23 protein-coding genes are annotated in these 24,659 nt (G+C 43.4%); all 23 read right to left on the bottom strand.

Annotation, left to right across the window (positions count from 1 at the left end):
- The 23 genes from IGI44_RS19685 to prdC all read right to left on the bottom strand — a co-directional run bounded on the left by IGI44_RS19685 (position 1) and on the right by prdC (position 24,326).
- A complete protein-coding gene (locus IGI44_RS19685) occupies positions 1-753 on the bottom strand; it encodes an ABC transporter ATP-binding protein (RefSeq protein WP_438789627.1) in 753 nt (250 codons plus the stop codon).
- Positions 754-839: 86 nt separating this feature from the next.
- On the bottom strand, positions 840-1,199 hold the full coding sequence (locus tag IGI44_RS19680) for a YxeA family protein (protein ID WP_438789626.1): 360 nt from the start codon (positions 1,197-1,199) through the stop codon (positions 840-842).
- A 161-nt stretch (positions 1,200-1,360) separates the two neighbouring features.
- Positions 1,361-2,941 (bottom strand): ribosomal protection-like ABC-F family protein, encoded by a 1,581-nt coding sequence (gene abc-f / locus IGI44_RS19675; protein WP_438789625.1) that lies wholly within the window; start codon positions 2,939-2,941, stop codon positions 1,361-1,363.
- 423 nt (positions 2,942-3,364) lie between these two features.
- The gene (locus tag IGI44_RS19670) at positions 3,365-3,910 is read right to left on the bottom strand and encodes a CD3073 family putative ECF transporter S component (protein WP_438789624.1); all 546 of its coding nucleotides are present in this window, start codon (positions 3,908-3,910) and stop codon (positions 3,365-3,367) included.
- Entirely contained in the window at positions 3,903-4,403 is a 501-nt protein-coding gene (locus IGI44_RS19665) for a CD3072 family TudS-related putative desulfidase (protein ID WP_438790302.1), read from the bottom strand. Before IGI44_RS19665 ends, IGI44_RS19670 begins: the two co-directional genes overlap by 8 nt.
- A gap of 18 nt (positions 4,404-4,421) precedes the next feature.
- Entirely contained in the window at positions 4,422-5,798 is a 1,377-nt protein-coding gene (gene selA / locus IGI44_RS19660) for an L-seryl-tRNA(Sec) selenium transferase (protein WP_438789623.1), read from the bottom strand.
- 15 nt (positions 5,799-5,813) lie between these two features.
- Positions 5,814-6,938 (bottom strand): aminotransferase class V-fold PLP-dependent enzyme, encoded by a 1,125-nt coding sequence (locus IGI44_RS19655; protein WP_438789622.1) that lies wholly within the window; start codon positions 6,936-6,938, stop codon positions 5,814-5,816.
- On the bottom strand, positions 6,939-8,828 hold the full coding sequence (gene selB / locus IGI44_RS19650) for a selenocysteine-specific translation elongation factor (RefSeq protein WP_438789621.1): 1,890 nt from the start codon (positions 8,826-8,828) through the stop codon (positions 6,939-6,941).
- A 4-nt stretch (positions 8,829-8,832) separates the two neighbouring features.
- The gene (locus IGI44_RS19645; RefSeq protein WP_438789620.1) at positions 8,833-9,099 is read right to left on the bottom strand and encodes a DUF3343 domain-containing protein; all 267 of its coding nucleotides are present in this window, start codon (positions 9,097-9,099) and stop codon (positions 8,833-8,835) included.
- An 83-nt stretch (positions 9,100-9,182) separates the two neighbouring features.
- Positions 9,183-9,773 carry a sulfurtransferase-like selenium metabolism protein YedF gene (yedF, locus tag IGI44_RS19640; RefSeq protein ID WP_438789619.1) on the bottom strand — a complete coding sequence of 197 codons (591 nt, stop codon included), beginning with the start codon at positions 9,771-9,773 and terminating at the stop codon, positions 9,183-9,185.
- 42 nt (positions 9,774-9,815) lie between these two features.
- Positions 9,816-10,838, bottom strand: a complete 1,023-nt coding sequence (gene selD, locus IGI44_RS19635) for a selenide, water dikinase SelD (protein WP_438789618.1) — start codon at positions 10,836-10,838, stop codon at positions 9,816-9,818.
- Positions 10,839-11,030: 192 nt separating this feature from the next.
- A complete protein-coding gene (locus IGI44_RS19630; protein ID WP_438789617.1) occupies positions 11,031-12,599 on the bottom strand; it encodes a hydantoinase/oxoprolinase N-terminal domain-containing protein in 1,569 nt (522 codons plus the stop codon).
- Positions 12,587-13,684 carry a DUF917 domain-containing protein gene (locus tag IGI44_RS19625; RefSeq protein ID WP_438789616.1) on the bottom strand — a complete coding sequence of 366 codons (1,098 nt, stop codon included), beginning with the start codon at positions 13,682-13,684 and terminating at the stop codon, positions 12,587-12,589. The genes IGI44_RS19630 and IGI44_RS19625 overlap by 13 nt, the downstream gene beginning before the upstream one ends.
- A 3-nt stretch (positions 13,685-13,687) precedes the next feature.
- Complete coding sequence (locus IGI44_RS19620; protein ID WP_438789615.1) at positions 13,688-14,980, bottom strand: cytosine permease; 1,293 nt, start codon at positions 14,978-14,980, stop codon at positions 13,688-13,690.
- A gap of 133 nt (positions 14,981-15,113) precedes the next feature.
- Positions 15,114-16,604 carry a PucR family transcriptional regulator ligand-binding domain-containing protein gene (locus IGI44_RS19615; protein WP_438789614.1) on the bottom strand — a complete coding sequence of 497 codons (1,491 nt, stop codon included), beginning with the start codon at positions 16,602-16,604 and terminating at the stop codon, positions 15,114-15,116.
- A gap of 211 nt (positions 16,605-16,815) precedes the next feature.
- Entirely contained in the window at positions 16,816-17,700 is an 885-nt protein-coding gene (locus tag IGI44_RS19610) for a TSUP family transporter (RefSeq protein ID WP_438789613.1), read from the bottom strand.
- 18 nt (positions 17,701-17,718) lie between these two features.
- Entirely contained in the window at positions 17,719-18,735 is a 1,017-nt protein-coding gene (locus IGI44_RS19605) for a proline racemase family protein (RefSeq protein ID WP_316403033.1), read from the bottom strand.
- A gap of 69 nt (positions 18,736-18,804) precedes the next feature.
- Entirely contained in the window at positions 18,805-19,284 is a 480-nt protein-coding gene (locus IGI44_RS19600) for a glycine/sarcosine/betaine reductase component B subunit (RefSeq protein WP_016178900.1), read from the bottom strand.
- A gap of 27 nt (positions 19,285-19,311) precedes the next feature.
- Positions 19,312-20,049, bottom strand: a complete 738-nt coding sequence (gene prdD / locus IGI44_RS19595; RefSeq protein ID WP_438790301.1) for a proline reductase cluster protein PrdD — start codon at positions 20,047-20,049, stop codon at positions 19,312-19,314.
- A 16-nt stretch (positions 20,050-20,065) separates the two neighbouring features.
- Positions 20,066-20,791 (bottom strand): D-proline reductase (dithiol) protein PrdB, encoded by a 726-nt coding sequence (prdB, locus tag IGI44_RS19590; protein ID WP_277988950.1) that lies wholly within the window; start codon positions 20,789-20,791, stop codon positions 20,066-20,068.
- A gap of 3 nt (positions 20,792-20,794) precedes the next feature.
- Positions 20,795-21,100 carry a CBO2463/CBO2479 domain-containing protein gene (locus IGI44_RS19585; protein ID WP_438789612.1) on the bottom strand — a complete coding sequence of 102 codons (306 nt, stop codon included), beginning with the start codon at positions 21,098-21,100 and terminating at the stop codon, positions 20,795-20,797.
- Between the two features lie 9 nt (positions 21,101-21,109).
- Positions 21,110-23,008, bottom strand: a complete 1,899-nt coding sequence (gene prdA / locus IGI44_RS19580; RefSeq protein ID WP_438789611.1) for a D-proline reductase (dithiol) proprotein PrdA — start codon at positions 23,006-23,008, stop codon at positions 21,110-21,112.
- A 28-nt stretch (positions 23,009-23,036) separates the two neighbouring features.
- A complete protein-coding gene (gene prdC, locus IGI44_RS19575) occupies positions 23,037-24,326 on the bottom strand; it encodes a proline reductase-associated electron transfer protein PrdC (protein WP_301282214.1) in 1,290 nt (429 codons plus the stop codon).
- Positions 24,327-24,659 lie beyond the last annotated feature (333 nt).

Genomic DNA, 24,659 nt, shown 5'->3' with positions numbered 1-24,659 from the left:
CTACTGTTCCAAATTACCGAGAATACTTAAAATTTGACGATAGAAAGCTTCTCGGGTTTGATTTTCTCTTTTTACTTCTTGATAGATGACCCCATCTTTAATGAACAGGATTCGTTGACAATAACTGGCTGAAAATGGATCATGGGTTACCAATAAAATCGACACCTGATCCTTCTGATTCAGTTCCTCCATTGTATCTAAAAGATCCCGCGCGCTGTTAGAATCCAACGCACCTGTTGGTTCATCGCCTAAAAGAATCGTTGGTTGCGTAATTAAAGCCCGAGCCGCAGCCACCCGCTGCTTTTGTCCACCAGAGATTTGAGCCGGATAGCTGTTTAAAATACCATCGATTGATAAGCGTTTTGCCACTTCAGCCACTCGCCGATGGATGACTTTGCTCTTAGCCCCTTGTAACGATAACGGAACTGCGATGTTTTCAGCTGCTGTCAAATTTTCCAACAAGTTGAAATCTTGGAAGATAAAGCCAATCTCACGACTGCGAAAATCTGCCAATTGATTGCCTGATAATTTTGTGACATCGGATTGATTGATTTGGATTTTACCGTCCGTCGGCTTATCCAACGTAGCGAGTAAATTTAATAGCGTCGACTTCCCAGAGCCAGATGCCCCCATGATTCCGACGAACTCGCCTTTCTCTACTTCAAATGAGATTCCCTTTAAGGCTTGCGTTTTTTTCTGGTTGCCTTTTCCGTAAGTTTTCTTTACCTCATTTACTGATACGATTTTTTCCATACTTCCACTCCTTAATAAAATCAACAGGGTCATTTTTTTCAACGACCCTGCTTTGCTTCTCGCCTATCCACCGTTAGGGTTACAAATTAGACACCCAATTTAGTCGCTGTCTTCTTAGGCAAATCTTTTTGCTGTACTTCTTCGTAAGAGGTTACCCCTTTTTTCTTGTTCCAAGTCACTTTAAGAAATGCTTCTTTACGTAGTGGGCGATCTTTTGTCGCGTTAAATTCTAGCTCTTTCTTGTTTCCATCCTTGTCATAACCTGGCAACGAGTACTTGTAGTCGACATATTTATTGCCGCTATCATCTTTTTCTTCCACTCGTTGACCATCCGTTGTAATCTGGACGTAATACTCGTCCCCGCCTTTAACAACTTTATCTGCTATTTGTAAGCCTACGAAGGCGATGACGATTAAACTAACTAAACCGATTAAAAATTTTTTCATAACTGATTGCTCCTTTTTATTTTCTAGAGCAACTATACAAAACTTCTAAAAATTCAACCATTGAAACAACCTAAAAACACCTAACATTTTTGTCATTTTGAAGAATTTTGGCCTACAAAAAGCTGGTATCAACTTTTTGTCGATACCAGCTTCTAAAAAAATTAACTTAATTTAGCAGCTTTTCTAATGACTGCGTCTTCGATCACTAATTGTCCTTGTGTCACCTTCCGTAAAAAATAGCGATCATGGGAAACGACCAGTAGAGTCTCATCGTAATCCGCCAAAAGCTCCTCCAATTCTTCTTTACCAGCAATATCTAAATGATTGGTAGGTTCATCTAAAATCAGGAAATTGATTTGCTGCTGTAACAGCATGAGTAGGTACAGTCGCATCTGTTCTCCTCCGGAAAGGTCCTGAATTCGTTTTGAAACATCTTCTGCAAAGAAACCATATTGTGCCAGTGTTCGTCGCGCCTTTTGCTCATCCGTCAGGAATTCACGAACATAAGCTAATAGACGTTGTGTCGGTTTATCAAAGATTATTTTTTGCGGCAGATAGCCAATTTTGACGCTGGCACCTAGTTTAATAATTCCTTCGTCTAAATCAGCTGTCCCCAGCAAGCAGCGGATAAGTGTCGTTTTCCCACTGCCATTAGCACCTGTTAACGCCAATCGTTCTTGACGATAGATGACAAAATCCGACTCTGCAAATAAAAGTCGGTCTCCCATTAATTTGCCAATCCCTTCAGCCTTCAACACTTCTTTTCCTGAGCGACTTGCCTGTACCACCGGCTGCAAACGCTTCTTATCTGATTCTGGCGGTTTTACTAGAGACTGCTTCAGTTTTTCGATCCGCCGCTCGATCTCTTTTGCCTTGCGGAAAAAATCTTCATTATCCGCCTCCTTACCCCATTGACGGTAGCGCCGGCTCATTCGTTGTAGCCGCAGGATTTCTTTTTGCTGCAAGTCAAAATTCTTCTGCAATAAAGCGATTCGCTCCCGCTTAAGCTGTGCAAACTTGCTATAGTTGCCAGAATAGCTGACAATCTCTTCGCCATCGATTTCCACAATTTGATCAACCACTTGATCCAGAAATTCGCGATTATGGGAAATCACTACGTAGGCCGGCTTGCTGCGGCTTAGGTAGTTTTCCAACCAATTGATTCCCTCTAAGTCCAAGTGATTGGTCGGCTCGTCCAACAGCAGAACATCCGCCGGATCGGTGAGGACCCGCGCCAACTCTATACGCACCCGTTGCCCACCGCTTAACATTGAAAGCGGGGTATCCAATTTATCCTCAATACCTAACCCTTTTAAGGTGCCGGCTATTCGATCCTCCAGCGTATAACCGCCGGCCTCTTCATAATTTTCTTGCAGACGACCGTATTGTGTCAACAGTCGATCAATCTCCTCGGCAGGAGCTGTCATAGCCTGCTCTAGCTGCTGTAATTTTTGGCGCAGGTATCCGATTTCTTCAAAACTACTTAGCAGATAGTCTTTGATCAATTCATTCGTAGTTGGCAATTTTTGCGGAATATATCCGATTCTCAATCCTTTCTTTCGTGCAACGGTTCCTTCGTTGATCCCTTCTTCCCCGGTTAAAATCCGCAACAAGGTGCTTTTGCCGCACCCGTTCATTCCCACTAAACCAATTCTATCACCCGCATTTACAGCGAGCGTTACTCCTTTAAAAACAGGTGCTGTACTAAAATTCTTGGTAATCTTATTTGCTTGAATCAACATTGTTCTCGTCTCCTTAGAGCACGACCGCAAAAAAGATCATGAATGGATAATCCAAACATGACCTTGTTATTATTTAAACTTCCAAAAGCTCAGGATTTTACCGCATGGTCATGCATTTTTTTTAAATTTAGATGTTTTTGGGCAGACTGCTCCCTTGAACACTGATTTAAAGGTAAGTGTATGACAAAAGCTGATATGGAATCGGAGGCTATCTTGATTCATCGTTATTTTTGACATACAGACCATGTGTAATTTCCCCCTCTCAATAATTACTTACCTATAGGATAGCATAATCGAAAACGTTCGCAAAACATTCCTTTCTTCACTGCAAAAAAAATAAGCTAGCCTCAACATAGTTTTGTTGATTCTAGCTCACTTTAGTATTTCCAGACTAAGCACCTTAGTCTCAGAAGCTGCTCAAGCTCATTTTACCGCGAAGCGTTTCATCTGTGGCAGCTTGATAAACCAGGCGACCAAGAGACAAGAGACGATTTTATCCACTAAATTTCCGGCTACTGCACCCCAATAGGTTGCAGAGATCATTTCCTTGCCGGATGCCCGCAACGCCATAATTACAACATCCGTACCTGATCCGGTAAATCCTCCAAATAGGGCTAATCGAATCGGTGCACCAATCATCGGACAAATAAAGGCCAATAAAAGACCTGCGATCAACGCTTTGCCAAAGCTGAACCCATTTTTTGCGAACAAGGCAACAATGATCGCTACCGCAACATTTACAAGTGCAAAAGGAATCGCCGTCACACCGCTAAATAAGCCCATCAATAAATTGGTGGTCACACCAGTCAAAATGCCGTATCCCATCCCAAAATTCGCCGCAATAAAAATCGTTCCCATCGTGTCTAAGAACAACAGCGGAATCCTCATCATCGACACCGCTTCACCAAGCACTACATTTAAGCCTACCGCGATGGCGCACATAGTGATTATCTTTGCTTTACTAGTCATTTACTTCTCCTTTTTCTAAAAAACACTGCAACTGGGCAACAAAACTTCCTTGATCGTCCTCGCTGTACCACGTAGGTACTTCTAAAAAGTTCGTACCAATCTGAGCCTTATGACATTCTGCGAAAAACTCTTCCATCAAAACCCCGCGTTGCCCACTAATCGAACAATTGGGGCTTTCGTGAATGCCAATGACTCCTAGATACTGGTACCCTTCTGCCTGATAAGCCTGAATCTGTTGGATCATCGGCTGCAGCAGTCTCTGGCATTCCTGACGAAAATCTGGCAAATTATGGTACTCTTCATAAGTCATTGGCGGACGATCCCCGCCTAGCACGATAAATTCCGGGCAAGGCAGTTGAATCAATGCGATTCCGCTGCGCAACAGCTCGATCGCAAAGGGAAAGGCCCCTCGTGCTCTTTCCCAGCCATGGATCACCGCATTTTGGTTTAAAACACAATGAGACACGGCTACTAATTGCTTCTGTGGTTGGATAATTCTACCTCCTTTCCTCTATTGAAAAATTTCCTGCAAGCTCTCCTGAATTGCCGCGAATTCTTCTATGGCAACCGTTCGCATATCCAAGAAATTACAGTCGTCCTTGATGCGGCTGATAATCGGTGTAGCAGCCAAGCGCAGCTTCTCCTGCAGTGTATCTGCAGAGAATTTACTACTGCTTAACACGACCGCGTAGGTGGGTAACACGTGCTCTGGATAGGAGCCGCCGCCAATTTTGCTACTGTCTTTTTCAATCTTCACACTTAGCTCCGTGATCGATTGGAGCATCGCCGCCAATTCAGCCGCCTTCCCTAAGCAATCTTCTTCGCTTTGTCCGATCATTTGCAACGTAGGCACTGATTTTAAGGCTTCCTTTTCATCAAGATACAATGCCAACGTCGCTTCCAAAGCGCTTAAAGTCATCTTGTCAATACGCAGGGCCCGCAGCAGTTGATTTTTCTTCATTTTATCAATATATTCTTTTTTCCCAACAATGATTCCTGCCTGTGGTCCACCTAATAGCTTGTCCCCGCTAAAGGTGACAATGTCGCAGCCCTGGTCCAACACTTCCTTCACCGTAGGTTCATAAGGCAGACCAAGTGGGCGCATGTCCAGCAGCAAGCCGCTACCTAAATCATTGATCAACGGTAGATCGTTGGCATGGGCTAATTCTGCTAACTCGTTCAATTCTGGTGTTTCAGTAAAACCAATAATGCGATAATTACTCGTGTGCACCTTCAGAATCGCACCAGTTTCTTCCGTCAACGCTTTTTCGTAGTCTGTCAAGTGCGTTTTATTCGTTGTGCCGACCTCTACGATTGTTCCACCGCTTGAGGTGATCACATCTGGAATTCGAAAGGCACCACCGATTTCAACCAATTCGCCACGGGACACCAAGACTTCTTTTTCTTGCGTCAAGGTACTCAAAACTAAGAGGACGGCCGCCGCATTATTATTTACTACTAGAACATCCTCTGCTCCCGTGAGCTTTTTCACGATTGAAACTAAGTGACTATAACGCGATCCTCGCTTTCCGCTTTCTAAATCAAATTCTAAATTTGAGTAATGAAAGCTGGTCGCTAACAGCTGCTCCTGCGTTTTAGCACTTAATGAGGAACGTCCCAGGTTCGTATGGATGACTGTTCCAGTACCATTGATTACTCGCCGCAATGAAAATTGTTTTTCTTCTAGCTGCTTATGGATCATGTCGACAACTTCTTTTTGCTCAATCACGGTTTTTCTAGAGCCGTCCACCACTGATTCACGTAGACGCGCGACAACTTGCTGAGCAGCTTCTTTGGCTTTCCCATGAGGGTAGCTTGGATCGATTTGCTTCAGTAGCACATCTACAGAAGGCAAACTTGCTAAAATATTCTGAATCTCTTTTGACATAGGCCACCTGCTTTCTTAGCGTAACGCCAGATTTTGTAATGCTGCTAAGACTGTATCGACTTCAGCCTTAGTAGTGAAACTCGAAAATGACAGCCGCACCGTTCCGCGATCAGCGGTCCCCAATGCTTCATGCATTAAAGGCGCACAATGATATCCCGGGCGGGTCGCGATTTGAAACTCTTCCCATAAAAGATCACTAACAATCGCAGATTCCGCATCTTTGATATTCATCGAGAAAACATCGACTCGCGGCAAATTAAAATCACCGTATATCGTTAGTCCATCAATTTTTTGTAATTCCTGATAGAAGTATTCTCCTAACGCTGGTCGTGCTTCCTTTTCTCGCAGCCATTGGATACTAGCCGCTAAGCCCGCTAGGCCGGGAATATTCAAGGTCCCCGCCTCTAACAAGGTCGGTAATTCCTTCGGCTGGACCTTTGAAAAGGACTGCATTCCATCGCCGCCTGTGATCACAGGCTCTAAAGACAAATCCTTGCGCACACACACGCCGCCTGTTCCCTGCGGGCCATAGAGCGACTTATGACCAGTAAAACAGACAGCAGCGATTTTCCCATCACTAAGGTCAATCGGAACTACACCAGCTGTTTGCGAAGCATCAATAATCAAATACAATTCATGCGCTTCGCAGAAATCCTTGACCCATTCCAGATCTAATAAATTGCCCGTGACATTACTGGCGTGATTACAAATCACAGCTTTCGTTTCCGGACGAATTTTTTCCGTAAATTCCTGGTAGTTCAAACGTCCAGTCACGGCTTCACTGGCTACCACATCAAAGCTGGCACCTTGAGCTTCTAGCTGATACAGCGGTCGTAAAACGGAATTGTGTTCCCACGAAGTCGTAATGATATGATCACCTGTTTGAATCAAACCTTTCAAAACTTCATTCAACGCAACCGTCGCATTATTGGTGAACGCTACTTCATAACGCCGATCTGCTTTGAAAAGCTGCTTCACCTGATTACGGGCACTTTCCGCTACACGGTATCCTGCTAAGGAATAGCCGTGCGCACCACGAGAAGGGTTGCCATATTCACCTGTCAAGATCTCCGTCATCGCTTCTGCCACGACAGCCGGTTTTTGCGCAGTCGTAGCGGCATTGTCTAAGTAAATACCCATTTATTTCCCCTTCTCTCCTAGCACACGATAGTTCTCCACTCGTTTCGTGATTCCCTGCTTGTCCATATATTCAAGAATCAGCATCGATGACTTACGGCTAGAATCGGTCAAATCACGAAAATCGCCTAAAGTCATTTGATCATGCTCGGCAATGTATTGTTGGATCAATGCTACGGATTGATCAAAAACTTTGCCTAACAAAACAAATTCATGTGTCAAGAAGATAACGGTGTCGCCATTTAAGGCCTCTAGGACTTCCTCAGCATTTTTGTCTAAACCGAATAATTCCTCTTTCTTAACAGGCGTATAGCCGTTCTTAGCAAGCGTCTGCTCGATCTTTTCTTTCGCGGCTTGCTGGTATTTGTTGAAAGTCACCTCGAAATCCTTCAAAGCGATCTTGTCATTATTTTCTTTAACAACAGTTTCTTTCATCAAGGTGATCAACGCTGAGATTTCCTTCTCCGCTAAAACACCCCGCATCCGCGAACGAAATTCCTCTAAAGGCATTCCATAGCGCAAACGATATTGCTTATGGTAAGCCGACAAGATTTCAGTTGCCTGAGCGACCAATTTCTGATAACTAGCTTGCGCCAAATAGCCGACCTTGGTTTCAATTACACGGCCTTCAGCCAACATCTCTGTTAACATCGGCTGCAATTCTTCTTGACCTACACCTAGATAGTCCAACAGCTCTTTTTCTTTCGTAAACGGCTGTTTTTTGTTGACCATAAAATCTGCAATCAATTCGTCTAAACTGCCTTCTTCTTTCGCCTTCAAGCTCTCAAGAATTTCCACCTTGAAACGACGATGCTTGTGGGGAGCCGCATCCAACACCTCGCCGCCTGCGATCGTGTACATCGGTGAGTAAGAACGCAAAATAAAACGATCCCGCTCTTTTACTGCCACCTGCTCTTCCAAACGCAATTGCAGAAAGCCCTCTTCTCCTGGTCCGATCCAATCCACACCTAAAGGCACAGTCCGCGCCATCACTTCACGGGTTCCAACTAATAGACGGACGCGATCCCACAGGCCAATCCCGCCTTCTACTTCCGGCAAACAGGTGACCTTGACGTCCAGCATCCAGGTGTCCTCCAGCTTCTCTGAAACGGACAAGACATCCCCCCGTTGGATTTCATCAGTTGCGATATTCGCTAAATTTAACGCTGTTCGCTGACCCGGCTGTGCACTTTTCACATCTGTTTCGTGAACCTGGATGTTTCTGACCCGCGTTTTTTTCTGGCTTGGGTAAAGATACAGGTCATCTCCAGCATTGATGGAGCCATCTAACAGCGTTCCCGTAACTACCGTTCCAAAACCCTTCACGCTAAAGACTCGATCCACATTCAAGCGGGCGGAACCGCTGCCTGAACGTTCCTGCGCCTCTTCTGAATGTTCCTGAATTTTTTCCAACAATTCTTTAATCCCAGTGCCGGTTACTGCATCCGTCTCAATTAAATCCGCCTCTGCTAATGGTGTATCCGCTAATTGTTCACGAATATCGTCCACCACTAATTCCTTCAAGTCTGGATCAACGGTATCTACCTTGGTCAACACGATCAAGAAGTCGCGAATGCCCAATAACGTTAAAATATCAATGTGTTCCTTCGTTTGCGGCATAATCCCTTCCGCCGCATCGATCACCAGCAGAACCAGATTAATACCCGGCAAACCAGCGACCATGTTTTTAATAAATTTTTCGTGTCCCGGCACATCCACGATCCCGACCCGCTTCTTATTTGGCAAATCCAAATAAGCAAAGCCTAAATTAATCGACATCCCGCGCTTTTTTTCTTCACTCGTCGTGTCCGTTTCGATACCCGTCAGCGCTTTGATCAACGTGGTTTTTCCATGGTCGATATGCCCAGCCGTTCCTATCACAATATTTGCCATCTGCTTATCCTTTCTGAACCAATTTATAGTCTGTTTTCAACCCTTCTTGGGTTGCATGATAAAAGCCCTCTGAGGCAATCTCTGCCGCTGTAAGCAAAGACGCTAACGCCTCCTCTTCTTTCAACGGATATTTCAAAGAAAAGCCGCAACTAGCATGAATCTTTTCCGGTGTGGGAATGATTCGAACGGCAAGTTGGGCTTCCTTCGCGATTTCCTCAGCTTTCATGGCCTCCCGGGTTGAATAAAACAACGCAACACCGTACGTTTGCATAAAAACTGCTCCTTTTTTTCATAATACTGTAATCAATAAGCTACAGCTTCAAGCCATATCCCTCTAATGATGCGCTGCACCCTCTATGGTTTAACGATTCTCGGTGCTTGACGCATCATTTCCACGATGCGATACATATTCGTCACTTCGCCAACTGCTGAAGTCAACTCATAGAAATTCAAACAAGCTCCGCAGGCGTAAATTTCCACGCCTTGTTCTTCCATGCCCTTAAGGTCCTCCAGCGAATCAGAGCCTTCTACGACTGAATGCACACCGCCATTGTAAAAAATAACCTTTTCCGGCAGCACATCTTGTTCGGTCAACGAATAGATAAACCCTTTCAATAAGTTTTTCCCTAATTCATCTGAACCACGACCCATCACATTTGTATCTACGACTACGATATAATCGTCCTTCGTTGCCACAGGTTCGACTACTTGCGGCGCATCCTCAGTTAGATCCGCATTCCCTTTTGAAATGACCACTGTATAATGATTCGGCGCATCCTGATCCATTTGATAGATATAGCCAAGCTGCTCCGCCATTTTTTTTAAATTTTGCGTAGCGATCTCATTGTCCACCAGCGTTTGCACAACTTCATGCTCCCGCAGTGCTTTTTTTGTTTCAATGACTGGTAACGGGCAAGCTTTGCCCAATGCATCAATTTTGAACATTTCTTTCACTCCGATCCTCAATTGATTTTCATCTTATTGCTATTAATAAACGATCAATTCCTTCGTCTGCTTTTCAACCACCACTCCGAAATCTTGTGCCGGAATGTCCGCTGCTTGTAATTCCTGTACTAGCGTATCTGCTTGATCTGCTGGAACGCTGACTAATAAACCACCAGACGTTTGGGGATCAAACAATAATTCTTCAATCCCGAAATCCTCAATCTGAAAATCCATCTTCTCTTCCATGTAATTCCGATTACGCTGACCGCCAGCAGTTAAAATGAACTCTTTCGCACCTTGATAGGCCTCTTCAAAATATGGCAGATCTTTGGAATGGATCTCCGCGCTGTAGCGTCCATTCGTCATTTCATGCAGGTGTCCGGCCAAGCCGAAGCCGGTCACATCTGTGCAGCTGTTGATCGGATATTTACGAATAATATCCATCGCATATTTGTTCAATGTTTCCATGCTCGTGGTGGCTTTCACAAATGCCTCTTCACTAATTTCCTCTGCGCTGTAGCCCACCGTGATAATGCTGACACCCAATGGTTTCGTCAAAATCAAGTGATCTCCCAGCTGACAAGTATTGTTTTGATAAATTTTATTTGGATCAATCGTTCCTGTAACAGACAAGCCGTATTTCACTGACTGATCATGAATCGAGTGGCCGCCAGCCAAGATTGCCCCAGCTTCTTGCACCTTTTCAGCGCCGCCTCGTAAGATTTCTTTTAATATATTCAAGTCCTTTTCCTCTGGGAAAGCGACAATATTCAGAGCAGACAAAACATCTCCTCCCATTGCATACACGTCACTTAGCGCATTCGCTGCCGCGATCTTGCCAAAAAGATAAGGATCGGTCACCATCGTTGGGAAAAAATCTAACGTTTGAATAATTGCTAGGTCATCACGCAGTTTAATAACAGCGGCATCGTCTGTCGAGTCAAATCCCACCAGTAAATTCTCGTTTGTTGCTTTAGGTAAATCTGCCAGCAGCTCGCCTAAATTCCCTGGTCCGATTTTCGCGTTGCATCCACCGCAAACAATCAATTGTTGCACTGTCTCCATGCTATCCACCATCCTTCACGCCCTCTATTATAACAGTTTACTTTTTGTTTCTCCACGTATATTTCCATTCAATTTATAACGGTTTTAATCTCTCATAAAAACGCTTCAATTATACTAAGTAATTTCTTATCTGCACATGAGGAGCGCATTAAAAATGCGTCTCCTAATTATTAGGAAACGCATTTCTATTACTTATCCTTCTACTGATGCTAAAGCTTTAGAAAAGCTCAGCTTTCCAGCTACTTTCACTTTAATATTCACTGCTTGTTTTGGCAGATAAGCCAATGGAATGACCTCCACAAAGATCGTTTTTAGCGTGTCTTTTGCCGCTCCCGAAGCAATGGCTTCACGTTTAGCCCCTTCGATTGCTATATTTACTGCCGCTTCTTGAGTTTGCTTTTCTAGAGAATAGACCGAATTGACTTCACCGGAAACTTCTCCTAAAGCCGCACCGATCGCATTTGCAGCATCGTAATTGGTTGGAATGATTACTTCTGAGACCCCAGCCATTTCTTTTGGAAGGATAATACTGCCGCCGCCAACCAAAATAACCGGAACATTCTTACGATCGGTTTTCATTTGATCAATCGCGTCTTCAATTAATTCGCTTATTTTTCCCTTCACTTGATTTACGAATGTCACATCTAAATCAGGGGAAAGTGCTCCAGTTACCGGATGTTCTTTCTGATTGGCGATCGCGATATCTGTTGTACACAAGACATTCCCGCCAAAAGCGAGACTCTCTTCCAAAATTCGATAGCCTAAGCTATCAGGACCGACCCTCAGCTCATTTTCTACATGTACGATCGTTCCGCCGCCTAACCCAATAGATAGAACATCTGGCATACGGAAATTAGTCCTGATTCCACCAATTTCAGTTGCTAATGAAGATTCCCGAGGAAAGCCTTTTTTCAATACTCCGATATCTGTCGTTGTTCCGCCAACATCGACCACTAAGGCATTCTCCATATTGCTTAAATGAGCCGCCCCACGAATTGAATTAGTCGGACCGCAGCCAATTGTCAGCACAGGATAACGCAAGGCCTTTTCTAGATTCATCAGCGTACCGTCATTTTGACAAATAAAAACTTCCGCGTTCAGGTTATTATTGCTTAATGCTTGCTTCAACCCACGAATCATCTGCTGAATTGTTTGTGTTAGAGCCGCATTCAAAACACTCGCATTTTCCCTTTCTAACAATCCGATAGACCCAATCTCGCTCGATAGTGTTATCGGGACCGCCAATTCTTCCTCCACGATCGCAGCAACCTGTTCTTCCTGCTCTCTATTCACTGGCGAGAACACACCAACAACTGCCACCGCTTCTACTTTACCCTTCATCCCTTGACAGGCTTCGCGAATCTCCTTCTCATCAACATCCGCGATTTTATTTCCGTTGTACTCGTAACCACCAGAAACAATGGCCGTTTGCGCGTGCATTTTTTCGGCTAAATCCTCTGGCCAGCCAACCATCGGAGCGACCGCCGTGGTTGCAGGTTTAGCTAAACGAATGATTCCCACTTTACTCATGTCTTTTCTTTGGACGATAGCATTCGTGCAATGGGTCGTTCCTAGCATCACTACACTGATTTTTTCCGTTGGAATACAGGTTTCTGCCAATATTTTTTGAATCGCCGCATCAATCCCCAAACTGACATCCTTCATCGTGGGGCTTTTGATTTTTCCAATACAGTTTAGGTGTTCATCTAAAATCGCGCAATCTGTATTCGTTCCGCCAACATCAATCCCTAATCTATACATATCGCTTTTTCTCCCATCAATTCTTCCACCGGTCTGTACTCTATTTCGTATCCAAAATAGTTCGGTCCGGCAACTTCTATGCCTTTTTCTGTTCGCCATTTAGCATCGCAAGGCAAGGCGATCACATGAATACGTGCACCATAACGCAAGGTTTCTGTCGTAATCGGTCGACCTGTTTCATAATCCAATGCACAGATTAAATCAGGCGTAGAGGCTAGAACTTTCCCGTCTTTTTTGGCCAGCAGCAATTCGTTTTGGAAAAGAACCTCTAGCTCCTCCCCTTTATTCTTACCGATACCGGCAAATAACGCACTGCCGCGAGTAAAGCCGCCTTCCACATTCCGTTCAATACTCTTGATTTTCCCTTCGAATAACGAATGCCCCTTTAAGGTAGATAACAATCGCTTAACAGGTGCTGTTGTTTCTTTGGGATTGGTTAATTCCTCGCCGATTTTTTTAGCCAAACTCAAGGTGCCACGAATCCCGCACTCTTTCACAATTCTCCCAGGAAAGACATTATCAACCATATTGGCGCTGCCACCCATCACATCCGTAATTGCACGAGCAATCTTTTCAGACCATTCCCCATCTTTTGGATAATAAATAATTCGATTTCCCTGACTATCCGCCATTGCCACAATCTCAGGCTGATAACCCTTTAAGAAGAAAGTAACCATCTGCGATTCAGGAAAAGCTCGACCCATAGCATCCGCATCCACGATCGGCAAGCCCATTTTTGCAGCGCAGGCAATCGGCAGCAAAGAGTTTCCGCCACCAATTTCAATAGGCATAATTGCTTGTGTTCGTTCTGGAAAGGTTTCTTTTAATACTTCCGCAGGCGCGTAGAGTTCTTCCTCTGAAGCAATTTTCTCGTTCGAAACAGAAGGTGCCCCAATCGAGCCGACAGGCATAACTAGAGCATCATCGTCCAAGTCTTCTACCTGTAAAACCTTCACTGGACCATATTTTTGAAGCGCCTGCAGCGCCATCAACCGACCGACAAACGGATCGCCGCCACCACCGGTTCCTAACAAAGTCGCACCGATTGAAATGTTCTCTAAATCTTCTACCGTAATCCATTCCATGAGTTATTTCCGTCCTTTAGTCAATTTTGTTGCAATAAAATAGCAAAGTCCCGCCACTAAAATACCATCTAGCGCTGATACATTCGTCAGTGCAAATAAGCCAAAGCCGGCTGGCGGCTGACTGGTCATAAAGGCCACTGTACTGCCGACTACCCAAGAAAAAATGGAAATTGGATAATAGTCCTGCAGCTTCTCTTCGTAAGAATAATCATACTTTTCTTTGTAAAAGAAATAGTCGATCATGTATATCCCAGCAATTGGCGAGACTAAAACCGTCACAATCGATAAAAAGTTCTCAAACATTCCGTAAATCCCAAACATCGCCATTAAAATACCTAACGTCCCACAAACAACGGTAATCACTTTTGGGTTGACCCGTTTAAACACAATCGAAAAATCCAAAGATGCTGAATAAAGATTGTTTGTATTCGTCGTCCATTGGGCAAGCGTTAAGACCAAAATCGATGGAATCCCCAAGCCTAAGGTAAAGAAAACAGCCGTAAGATCCGCGGTGTTCATCACTTTCACTAGAATCAGCGAAATGATAATCATAAAACTATTTCCAATGGTAAAACCAACAAAGCCCGCAATCATTGCCTGTTTTGGACTTTGGGCCCAACGAGCAACATCTGGTGCCATAACCACCCCTACCATATACACGCCTATGACAAGAGAAACAGCCAAACCAAAAGAGATCGCTGAACCTTGCGGAGGACTAGCTAAACCCGAAGTCCCATTTCGGTTTAAGGACATCAATGTCGCGACGATAATCAAAACCGCTAATAGCGGAACCGAATAAGTGCACAGCTTTTCAATCGCCTGATAACCCCAAAAGGCAGACAGCATCATTAAGCCGCCACCAATCAACGATAAAAGCCATGAAGGCATATTGGCACCGGTTAATTGATTGATTGCAGAACCGATATTTTCAGCAAAGAAACCAATTTGCACACCAAACCAGCCCAAAGAAGAAATCCCCATGATCGCCCCCATCAATGAGGCACCCTTTTTCCCAAATGAGATTCTTGAAATCATTCCTGTAGATAAGCCAGCCTTCGCACCGATATAGGTTGCGCCAATTGCTAATACACCTAAAATGACCGAACCAATGATGACTGCGGAGATAGCGGTCCAAAAGGCCATTCCTTGAGACAAGGCAACTCCCATAAACATTCCTGATAAGTCAATCCCAATAGCAATCCAAACCATACTGATGGACAACCAGCGCTTTCTCTCATTTTCAGGTACTCGTTCTCTTTCATAATTTCCCGACGTTGTTTCAACCGTTTCCTCCATTTAACACCCTCATTTCTGAATATTCTGACAAATAAATATTTTATCATTATAGCTAAATGAGAAATCTCTGACTATGTTAATCTGACAAAATAGAAGAAGCCGTCTTGTCACAATTGACAAACGCGGCTTTCTATCAATCTTTATTCAAGTATTTTCGATAATAAATGAGATTTTTAATCAGCAAATAACGGGAAGCCGTATGAGAAAAAGACATTCCTAAGTGCTCTTGTGCTCGTTTCAACCGATACTTAATCGTATTATTATGCAAAAAAAGACGGTTCGCTGTATCATTAATATTTTCATCGCAGTCTAAAAAGAAAACCGCTAACGTTTCGATTAATTCCTCCTCCAAATAGGATTCTAAAAAAATCGATTCCGTTTCTCGTGTCACATCTTTTAGTAAATACAATTCTTCCGGAAAGAAACATTTTTTTTGTGGGAAGACTTTTTTACTCTCTTCAATCTGATCTGCGATAAAGGATAGCTGTTCGAAAACCGAGGACAGTCCTACAAACTCGCGACCAAGAAAAAAGTAGTCCGTCTCAGAATCATAAGTTGGAAAAAGTGTTGTGATCGATGTACTTAGAGAGTTGCTGATCACCCACTCCAGATCCTTTTCCTGATAATAGATACCATGCTTTATATAGGCGGCTCTCCCTTTTTTAGGTACGCCTTTTTGCAGACAATACAATTTTAACGGCTGACCGACGTCCACACCTTCCTTTTGTGCCAATAATGTCGCTGTATGAAAATCTCCTGTTTGGCAGGCAGAAAAGAATTGTTGTCCTGTATTCAGCAGCTGATCTTCCCCAAAGTACTTGATTGTCTTTTCAACAACGATTCGTATCCCATCTATTTGCTTTTCTGCTAACGGCTCTCTTCTAAAAATCGATAAATAGTAAGGATGCTCTAAGGACGATAGCACTAACTGAATATCTGTTTGAAAATAGTAATTTTGGTTGAGTTCTACAGGCACATTTTTCTTAGTCTCTTTCTCCTGCTTGCTGGCAATAATCTCTCTCAAATTCTGATCGAGACTGCGCGGCCAAGCTTTAGACAGCAAAACCTCATTTTCTCGACTTTTAATAAATAGGCTGCATTTAAACTTGTCGGATAAAATACTCAATCCTGTTTCAACCTGATTTGGCGCCGGCAATTGTCGAATCGTCTCGAGTAAAACCTCCTGTTGAGGATCGAGCTCCGCCTCTTCTTTACTAATATAAGTCAAGGCTTCAGAAATCACTTCGCTGTATCTCAAATCCATGCGATTGACCGGCATCAAAATCAAAACCATTTCCAATTCATTCATCTTAGCAATCACCTTTTCGGAAACCTCCGGCAGGATCAATCCAACGTAATATAAGATAATGCCAAGCTGGCTATGTTGATGAAGAATCGAAATAATTTCCAGCTGCTTGTCGACGTCATTGGCGATTTGAGCAAAGGAGGTCAGAACCAACTCATTTCCGGAGTATTCCCCTTTAATCGGCATTCCACTATACAACTTCGGCTCAGAGACCTCCAAAACCGAAATCGTAGTGACTAAACGCTGGTTTTGAGACGCACCGGCGATTATCTTTGCTCCCTTCATGGAAGACAATCTCAATATATCCTGAACATTCAATGGTATTCCCCCATTCACGAAAGCGTTTGAATCATTCTATCAAAAAATGAAAGGAATATCATTTAATTCTTAATTATTTGTTAGAGTCATTCTTTTAAAGCAGATTTTTTACTATTGAGTAAATTGTTCGAGTATCTACTTTGTTATATTTCCTTTACACAAAAAACTACCCGCCCAATAGATGAGCAGGTAGTTTTAATAATCATGTTTTCTATTCTGCAGCAGCTGCTGCTGGTTTCATACTCTTACGAATATACATCACACCAGTAATAATGATTACTACAATGATAATGTACGTAAGCACATTCAAGTCTAATCCAGTGACAAATTTCGCAGCAATGTATACTCCGATAATCCCACCGACTGTAATTGCCAAACTAACTTTACGTGCGTAATCACCCGTTTTAACAAAGTTGATACTTGCGACAGGCATTAAGCCGGCACAAGAACCCATCATTACAGGGAAAGCAACAAGCGGGCTTAAACCTAACATGTATACTAACGCCATACATGGTGCATATAAGCCAACACCGATCGTCATCAATGCCCCTAAAATAAAGTTCACAACAACACCAATAACTAACTTAATTCCTGTCAATGCTGTTGCAGTATTATCTGCACCCAAGATATCAATCCAGCCTTGTTGACGAGCAAACATCAAAACGGCTGTCAAAATTAAAGCCCAGCCCATCCACAATTGAACTTTTCTCTCTGGCAAACCTGTAACGAATCTAGAACCAATAAATGCACCGACCGTTGCTGAACCAACTAGTGCGAATAACGTAACTGGCGATACGTCTACAACCTGAGTAAAGATAAATGCTTCAACTAACACGGGAATTCCGTGCCCTACGTTTAATGTTCCTGGTAGTAAACGGTCAGAACTTAATTGTTTCGTTACATTTAAAAGTAAGGTTGTTGGTGCGAAACTTCCGATACCTAATGTATCTAAAAAGTCAGTAACAAATCCAATAATCCCAGAAACAAACCAGTTACCGCTACCCAAATCATTCTTATGTTTGACTGTATCAACACCCATATTAACTGCATGCAGCAACATTAAACCAACATAAATCGCTAATAATACTGTTACCATATTACCCCTCCTTCATCTTTATCCTAAAAGGAAACCGTCCTTCAAGGAATCTTTCGGATCAACTAAAAATGAGTTGTATCCAGTGACATAAGCAGAACCTGATACCCGAGGAATGATTGCTTTGTATCCTCCAACCTCTGCTTCTTCAACAATTTCACCTTTAAATTTCGTGCATAAAATACTTTCATACACGAAAGTGTCGCCAACTTTCATTTCACCCTTGCCATATAATGTTGCCAATTTGGCGCTAGTACCAGTTCCACAAGGAGAACGATCCACTTGTCCATCACCAAAGACAACGACATTTTGATACGTTGCATCTGGGCTTGTTGCAGGACCATAGAACTCAACAAGGTCAACGGTCTTGATGTGTTCCAATGTCGGATGTTGAATTTCGATCTGTTCGTTCACTGCATCGCGAATAATCATACCTAATTCATTAAATTTCGAAGCATTTTCCGGCTTAATTTCTAAGTTAATAGATGCTGCCGGTAAGATCGCGAAGAAGCTTCCGCCAAAGGAAATATCCATTGTCAATTCACCAATTTCAGGAACATTGACCGTTACATTTTCTTTATAAAGGAATGATTCCACGTTTTCGAATGAAACGGATTCAGCTGAATAGTCTTCATCCAAATGAACGGTTCCGCGTACGATTCCTGCTGGTGTATCTTGAACAACTTTGACTTCACGTTCGCCTTCTTTAACTTCTACCCAGCCTTGCTCAACGGCTGATGTCATCGCTGCGATCGTATTGTGTCCGCACATATTCAAGTAGCCGCCTGAATCCATGAAGATGATTCCATAATCTGCTTCTTTGTGGACCGGTTCAGTAATGAAGGCGCCAAACATATCACGGTGCCCACGTGGTTCCAGCATCAACATTCTACGTAGGTCGTCTGCTTCCGTTTCTAAATAAGCTCTCTTGTCAGCCATTGTTTCACCTGGGAATTTTGGAATTCCGCCGATGATCAAACGTGCAGCTTCACCTGCTGTATGTGTGTCGATTGCTGAGATCATTTTTGATACTTTCATGATTATCCTCCCTTGTTACCTGTTTAAAATAAACAGGACTTTGATGATTCATACTCATAAAAAATTACGCTAACGTATTTGCTGATTATCTTTTCGCATTTTTAATTTAATTGACGCAAGCGCTTTAACTGCATCCCGGTGGTTGATCGTATTTTCACCAACAACCTCCGTCTCGACTCCGGCTTCAGATTTATTAAAGTCTAATACGTGATCTGTAAAGTCATTTTCCACTACAAATTTTGCTTGTGTACCAATGAACTTGAGTCCAATCACGCTAATATCTCGACGACCGATTTCTTCTAAGGTATTCGCAAAATCCACATCTGAATTCCCCCAACCATCGGTTGAAGCAATCACGCCATTGGTGCGCATGCCTTCCAACCATGCAGCCGTTCGCTGCCCGACGAGGTATTTCATTGCGTTGCTTTGCGGTGTTCCCACGACCACGACTCCTTGAAAGTCAATGTCTGGGTCCTTACCAAGAAGATCGACAAGCGGATCTTGGAAATGATGCAGTGATGTTTCTTTGGTCGATGGACCAATTCCCATAACGCCACCACCTATCCGTTATTTACGTTAAACCATGGAACGAATTGCCCCATCGCGATATTCATTCGCTGTTAGAAAGACAGGCATATTGTTCATATCAATGATCGAACAACCGCCTTTGAAGCCACTCGGTTCGTTGGGATAAAGCAGCATATCGTACATTGCTCCCTGTCCGGCCACCTGTTTGACTAAAGCGACTTTGGGTTTACCTGGATTGGCATGCTCTTCATAGACATGCACCTCACAGGCATCCTTCCCTTCTAACATCTTCATTCTTTCGCGAATTTCTTGAACAAAATCGTCCACGATCGCAAACATTTTAAGACAGAGCTCACGATTAAAAGGAGTCCCCTTTTTCGCTAAGAGATCTACATGAATAATGTAGTCCTCCGCTTTAGGCGTCCCTGCTCGATCCAATACTAAATGATCACGCAAAACACCTTCAGAGGAGCCAAATTCATGCATTTGTTCTCCATCTTCAATAGCCCCAGTCATGACGACTGAAACTCCCGTAAGTGTATGCGTGATCCCTGTACCCAACGCGCCCAACACCTTTGTGGAGATCGGAATGATGTCCATAATGGTGTTGGTTTCAACAGTAAGTTGTTGCGGTGGGAGCAATCGAATCGTCAGCTTCTGAATAGCGGCGTCCTCGCAGTCAAAGTCTTGCTTAATTTGTAAACGAGTTGGTTCGATACGAAAGTCGTTACCGGTAGTAACTTCTTCCATATGAAAAACTTTGATCTTTAAAGTTTCGCCTCGCATCATTCACACCTACTTTTTAGACGTGGGCAATGTATTCATAAGGTAATGGAACAATTTTCCCTGGCGTTTCGATTGATACTAGTGCTTCTAAGGTATCCTTCATGATACCAGTTTGCATTTCAATGTTATGTGGTTCACCTGCATTGGCACCCATTGGTACACGCGGCGCAACGGCACGTGGAGTCCCGTTTTGGCGTACAACTGGTGGTAATGCGGCGATTAAAATAGTAGGAATTCCCGCTTCCTCAATAGCTCTCTGCACGATCACGGCAGTTCTATGACAGGTTCCTCAGCCAGCGGTTAAGACGACAGCGTCGACTTCTTCTTCTACTAATTTTTGAGCGATTTCTGGTCCAGTTACATCGTGGAAGGCATCTTGGTCTCCACCACCGCCCATGAATGCGTAATGAACAGGTGCAGATTCTTTGATGAAGCCTTCTGCAGCTAATTCATGTAAACGATCCAATGGGAACATCGCATTGATGTCACGGTTCGCATCGGCGTTATCATAACCACCGTGAGAAACCATCAATTCCTCTACTTTTGAAGTATCTGGTACTTCGCGGTATGTTGTATCACCCGCTAAATTGAAACGTTTATCTGTTTTTAAGTGTACGCCGGCAGCTGTTGCTAATGCCACACGCATTTCTTTAAGCTCTTTTTTCACAGGGGTAAAGACAGATTTTGGCGTAATCGGCACAAAAATTTCTGACTGTAACCCTTCAAAGACTGTTAAGCCCATGTGTTAATTCTCCTCTCCTGCTTCTTCACGTTTTCTTCTGGCTTCGGCCCGACGACGTTCATGCTCGTAAATAGCTGTTTTGTAATGTTCATCCGGCTCTTCTGCCAAAACTTCTGGATAGCTCATTAAAAACCCAACTTCTTGACCGATTTCTAGATTGTACTCAGAAATGATCATCCGACGGGGAATTTTAAGCTGACCGAGTCGACCTTTTAAGTCGATCGTTACGCTGGCATCATGAAGTTCAACGATAATGCCTTCAAACATCTGTTCCGTCGAAATATATTTGAGTTTATCCATTCCATCCATTGCTTCACCTTATTCTACTTCGTAAATTTCTTGGCGTTTTTTACTCTTAGGTAAGACTTGTTCGTTATCTACTAGATCAATCTTCTTGCCTGTTGTTTTTTCGATAATCTCGATGTTGTTGGCTTTCACGTTTGGATTCCATTTACGTTCAGCAGCTTTGATTGTGCCGCCGCCCATCAAGGTCTTCAACATAGCTAAATCACGAATTGCGTCTTCTTTACATAGGGTATTGTTCGACAAGATTTCGTTTTCGATTCCTTGCATTGATTTGTTGTTGTCTACCATAGCAACCATTTCTGGGTTACCGACAACTAACGCACCCTGTACTGCTGAGTAAGAGTCTCCGACAACTTTAATGCCGCGTTTACCAATTTCTTCGATATGTGAAGCAAAGTCGATGTGGTTATTACCAAATCCTTCAGTTGTAACGATTGCGCCATCAACATCCATCGCTTCGATCGTCATACCTAAACGTTTAGAAACATAGTATTTTTCAGTGTTCGCTTGCGGAGAACCTACAAACATAACACCGACTAAATCGATTTCTTCGTCTTCCATTGCTTCACGTACTAATGGTTCTCTCCAGTAGTGACGAGAAGTTTCTTTTGAAGCTGGTCCAATACATGTTAATGCATGGATCCCGCCGTCTAATACTTCAGTTGGTGCCAAAATGACTGGTAAGTTTCCAAGGTCAACGTTAGGTTTCGCACCTAATGTTCCAACTGGTTCGATTGGCATGATCAAGTTATCGTGCATTGCACCTTGACCCATGATCTCTTTAACGATGATCACACGTTTGTTACCAATCCGGCGTTTTTGTACGATTTCATCTTGTTCTACCACTAGAGATTCGTCTGCTTTTTTCACTGCTTCGCGAATTTCTTGTGTAATGTAGTCAGATGCTTTATGAGCGGCTAATGGTCCAGGACGTTCCATATTCGCGCCTTCTTTAATTGTTACTTGTGTTTTGATGAAGATTTCGCCTTTGTCTGGTGCACCAGGACGTCCCCACATGATGTTACGGTCTAATTCACCTTCAGATGAACCGAATTCACCGATTTGCACACCATTGGCATCTGTTCCTGTAAGAACCATAACGACGCCATCTAACACACGCGTAACACCATGGCCGATATCTGCGCCATCAACTTTAGCAGCGATAGGTTGTACGTCCATGATCGTTTCACTATATTCGTTGTATTTATCTGGTGTAATGATTTCAAAAGTTACACTTTCAACTAGTTCTTCTAGTTCTGCCGCTTCCGCACACATGTCTTCCATTTTACGTAAAACTAATGTCGTACCTTCGATCTTTGTTTCATCGCCAAACACCACTTTTTCAATCTTCATGTGATCGCGACGAACCGAACGAACAACTTTTTCTTCTACTTTTGCTTCTGGAGCTGCTGCTGCAACTGGCGCTTCTGGCGCTGGAGCTGCTGCAACTGGAGGTACTGGTGCTGCTGGGGGGGCAACACCCATTTGACCTGCGATAGCCATCGGTACTTCTAAATCGATACCGCGTCCTTCAGCAATATGGATTTTGATTGTTTGTCCGCCCACTGGCGCAACTGGTGCTACGGGAGCGATAGGAGCAACTGGCGTTGGCGCTTCTTCAACAGGAGCTTCCTCTTCCGCTACTTCTTCAGTGTCCTCTGAAACACCATCTAATAATTCTTTTGTCAATGGAACCAACGCATCCGTTGTTTCTTTCAATGTCGTACCAAGTACTTGTTCGATTGTTAACGTTGTTTCAGGCAATTCTAATAACCCTGAATCCTCTAAATCTGGGAAGATCGCTGGATCTTCTAAATCATCTGGTGCGATTACTTTGCCTGCTTCCGCGCGGCAGCATAATACGGCAGGGTCTTTGGCATGTTCTTTAGCAGTTTCTGCTGTAATAGACATTCGTTAATTCCTCCTAATTTTTTAAAAATTAATTTGTAGGTAATCGACGATATAGTCTATGCCCATCTGCCCGCAGCACATGATCTGTATGATGATAAACCGGAACTCCTAACCTAGGAGCTACACCCATAACGGTGTTCGTTCAATCGGAACAGGATCCAGTCAATACTACTTCTGCTCCTTGCTTCTTCAAGGACATCACAGTTGCAGCTTGGCCTGGACAAATACCTGGCAGGGCACATCTATATCTTCCATTTACTTCTACCATTCGCTTGCAGCGTTCTGCAGCGACAACTTCTGCGCCCATGTTGTTAGCGATCTCGGTCATGCGTTCGGCTGAACCGCCGCACTCACAAATCAGCAAACCGACTTTTCGGCTCTCTTGAGGGAATGGCATAGCGACTAGTACACCACCACTTGTTTTAGTGATCGGTGTCATTTCATCACCGCTTCTTCCTGTCATTGGTCCGCCAATCACGATTTCACCATGAGGCTCAACATATCCGCCTACATTGTTAATCAGCGTTTTGACTGGTGTTCCAATCGGCACATCTACGAAAACTGTTTCTTTTTGTTTTACACGACCAGAAACGGTTACGTCTTTGTCAATAAACGGTTTGCGGTCTTCAATTGCTTCAGCGATTCGTTTAATCGTTTCCACATTATCAATCACTGCACCAACTTCTGTTGGAAGTTGACCTGGTTCCAAAACAATGTCCATTACTTCACGAACGATCATACGCTCATCCCCTGCTGGATAAATATCCGGCAATTGATAAACGTCAAGCGTTGGTTCATTGTCCACTGCTTTCAACAGGCGCGTCACTAACATCCGATGTTTGCCTTTTACAGCGATGACACCTTTTGGCGCCTTCGTCATCTCCATACAGTATTTCATTCCGCGAATCAGTTGATCGATGTGTTCGCTCATTTGTTTGACATTATGAGCTAATAACGCTTCACATTCAGCACCGTTAGCGATGAAAAGTCCTTCTGGAATCTCACAAGCCAGTTTCAAGAATGTTGGGAAACCCGCACCTCCAGCACCGACGATTCCCGCAGCTTCCACTGCTTTTGCATGAGAATCCGTTTCAGGGATGGGAACGAATGTTGAAAAATCTTGTTCCTCGTCAATGGTCAGAACGATGTTTTCGCCATCCACATCCACTACTTTTCCAGAAAAGCTTGCATGAATATTGGCACCTAAACCATTAGGTTCAGCGATTAATTGTCCTCGTTGGACTTGATCACCAGCCTGTACGATCCCTTTACAAGGAGCGCCGACATGTTGTTTTAATGGTATAAGAATTTGTGTCAAATTATTTCACCTCCTTGCTTCTTTGTTTGTTCGAACTTGAGCAAATCAGCCACCCGTAGTTCAAATAAATCATAGCACACTCATCCCCCTTGTAAAAGGTCGTTTCCCGATTATTTTGATATTTTCTGACAAATAACTTAACAAATTGTAGATTTTTTTGGATTCTCTAATTAAATTTTCATCAAAAACATCAATTCCTCAAAAACCGTTTACAAAGACTGATTCAATCCTATTTTTACCATTTGTAGATTGTCGACAACGCGAGTTATCTGTTTAGCTTTTAAGAAAACACGGCTGTTATTTCACAATTACAAAGATTAATAATAATCGTTA

Origin of the sequence: Enterococcus sp. DIV0756 (assembly GCF_051710745.1) — a bacterium.
Classification (GTDB): domain Bacteria; phylum Bacillota; class Bacilli; order Lactobacillales; family Enterococcaceae; genus Enterococcus_A.
The sequence above is the reverse complement of the archived record's forward strand: the minus strand, read 5'-3'. Positions and strand labels throughout refer to the sequence as shown.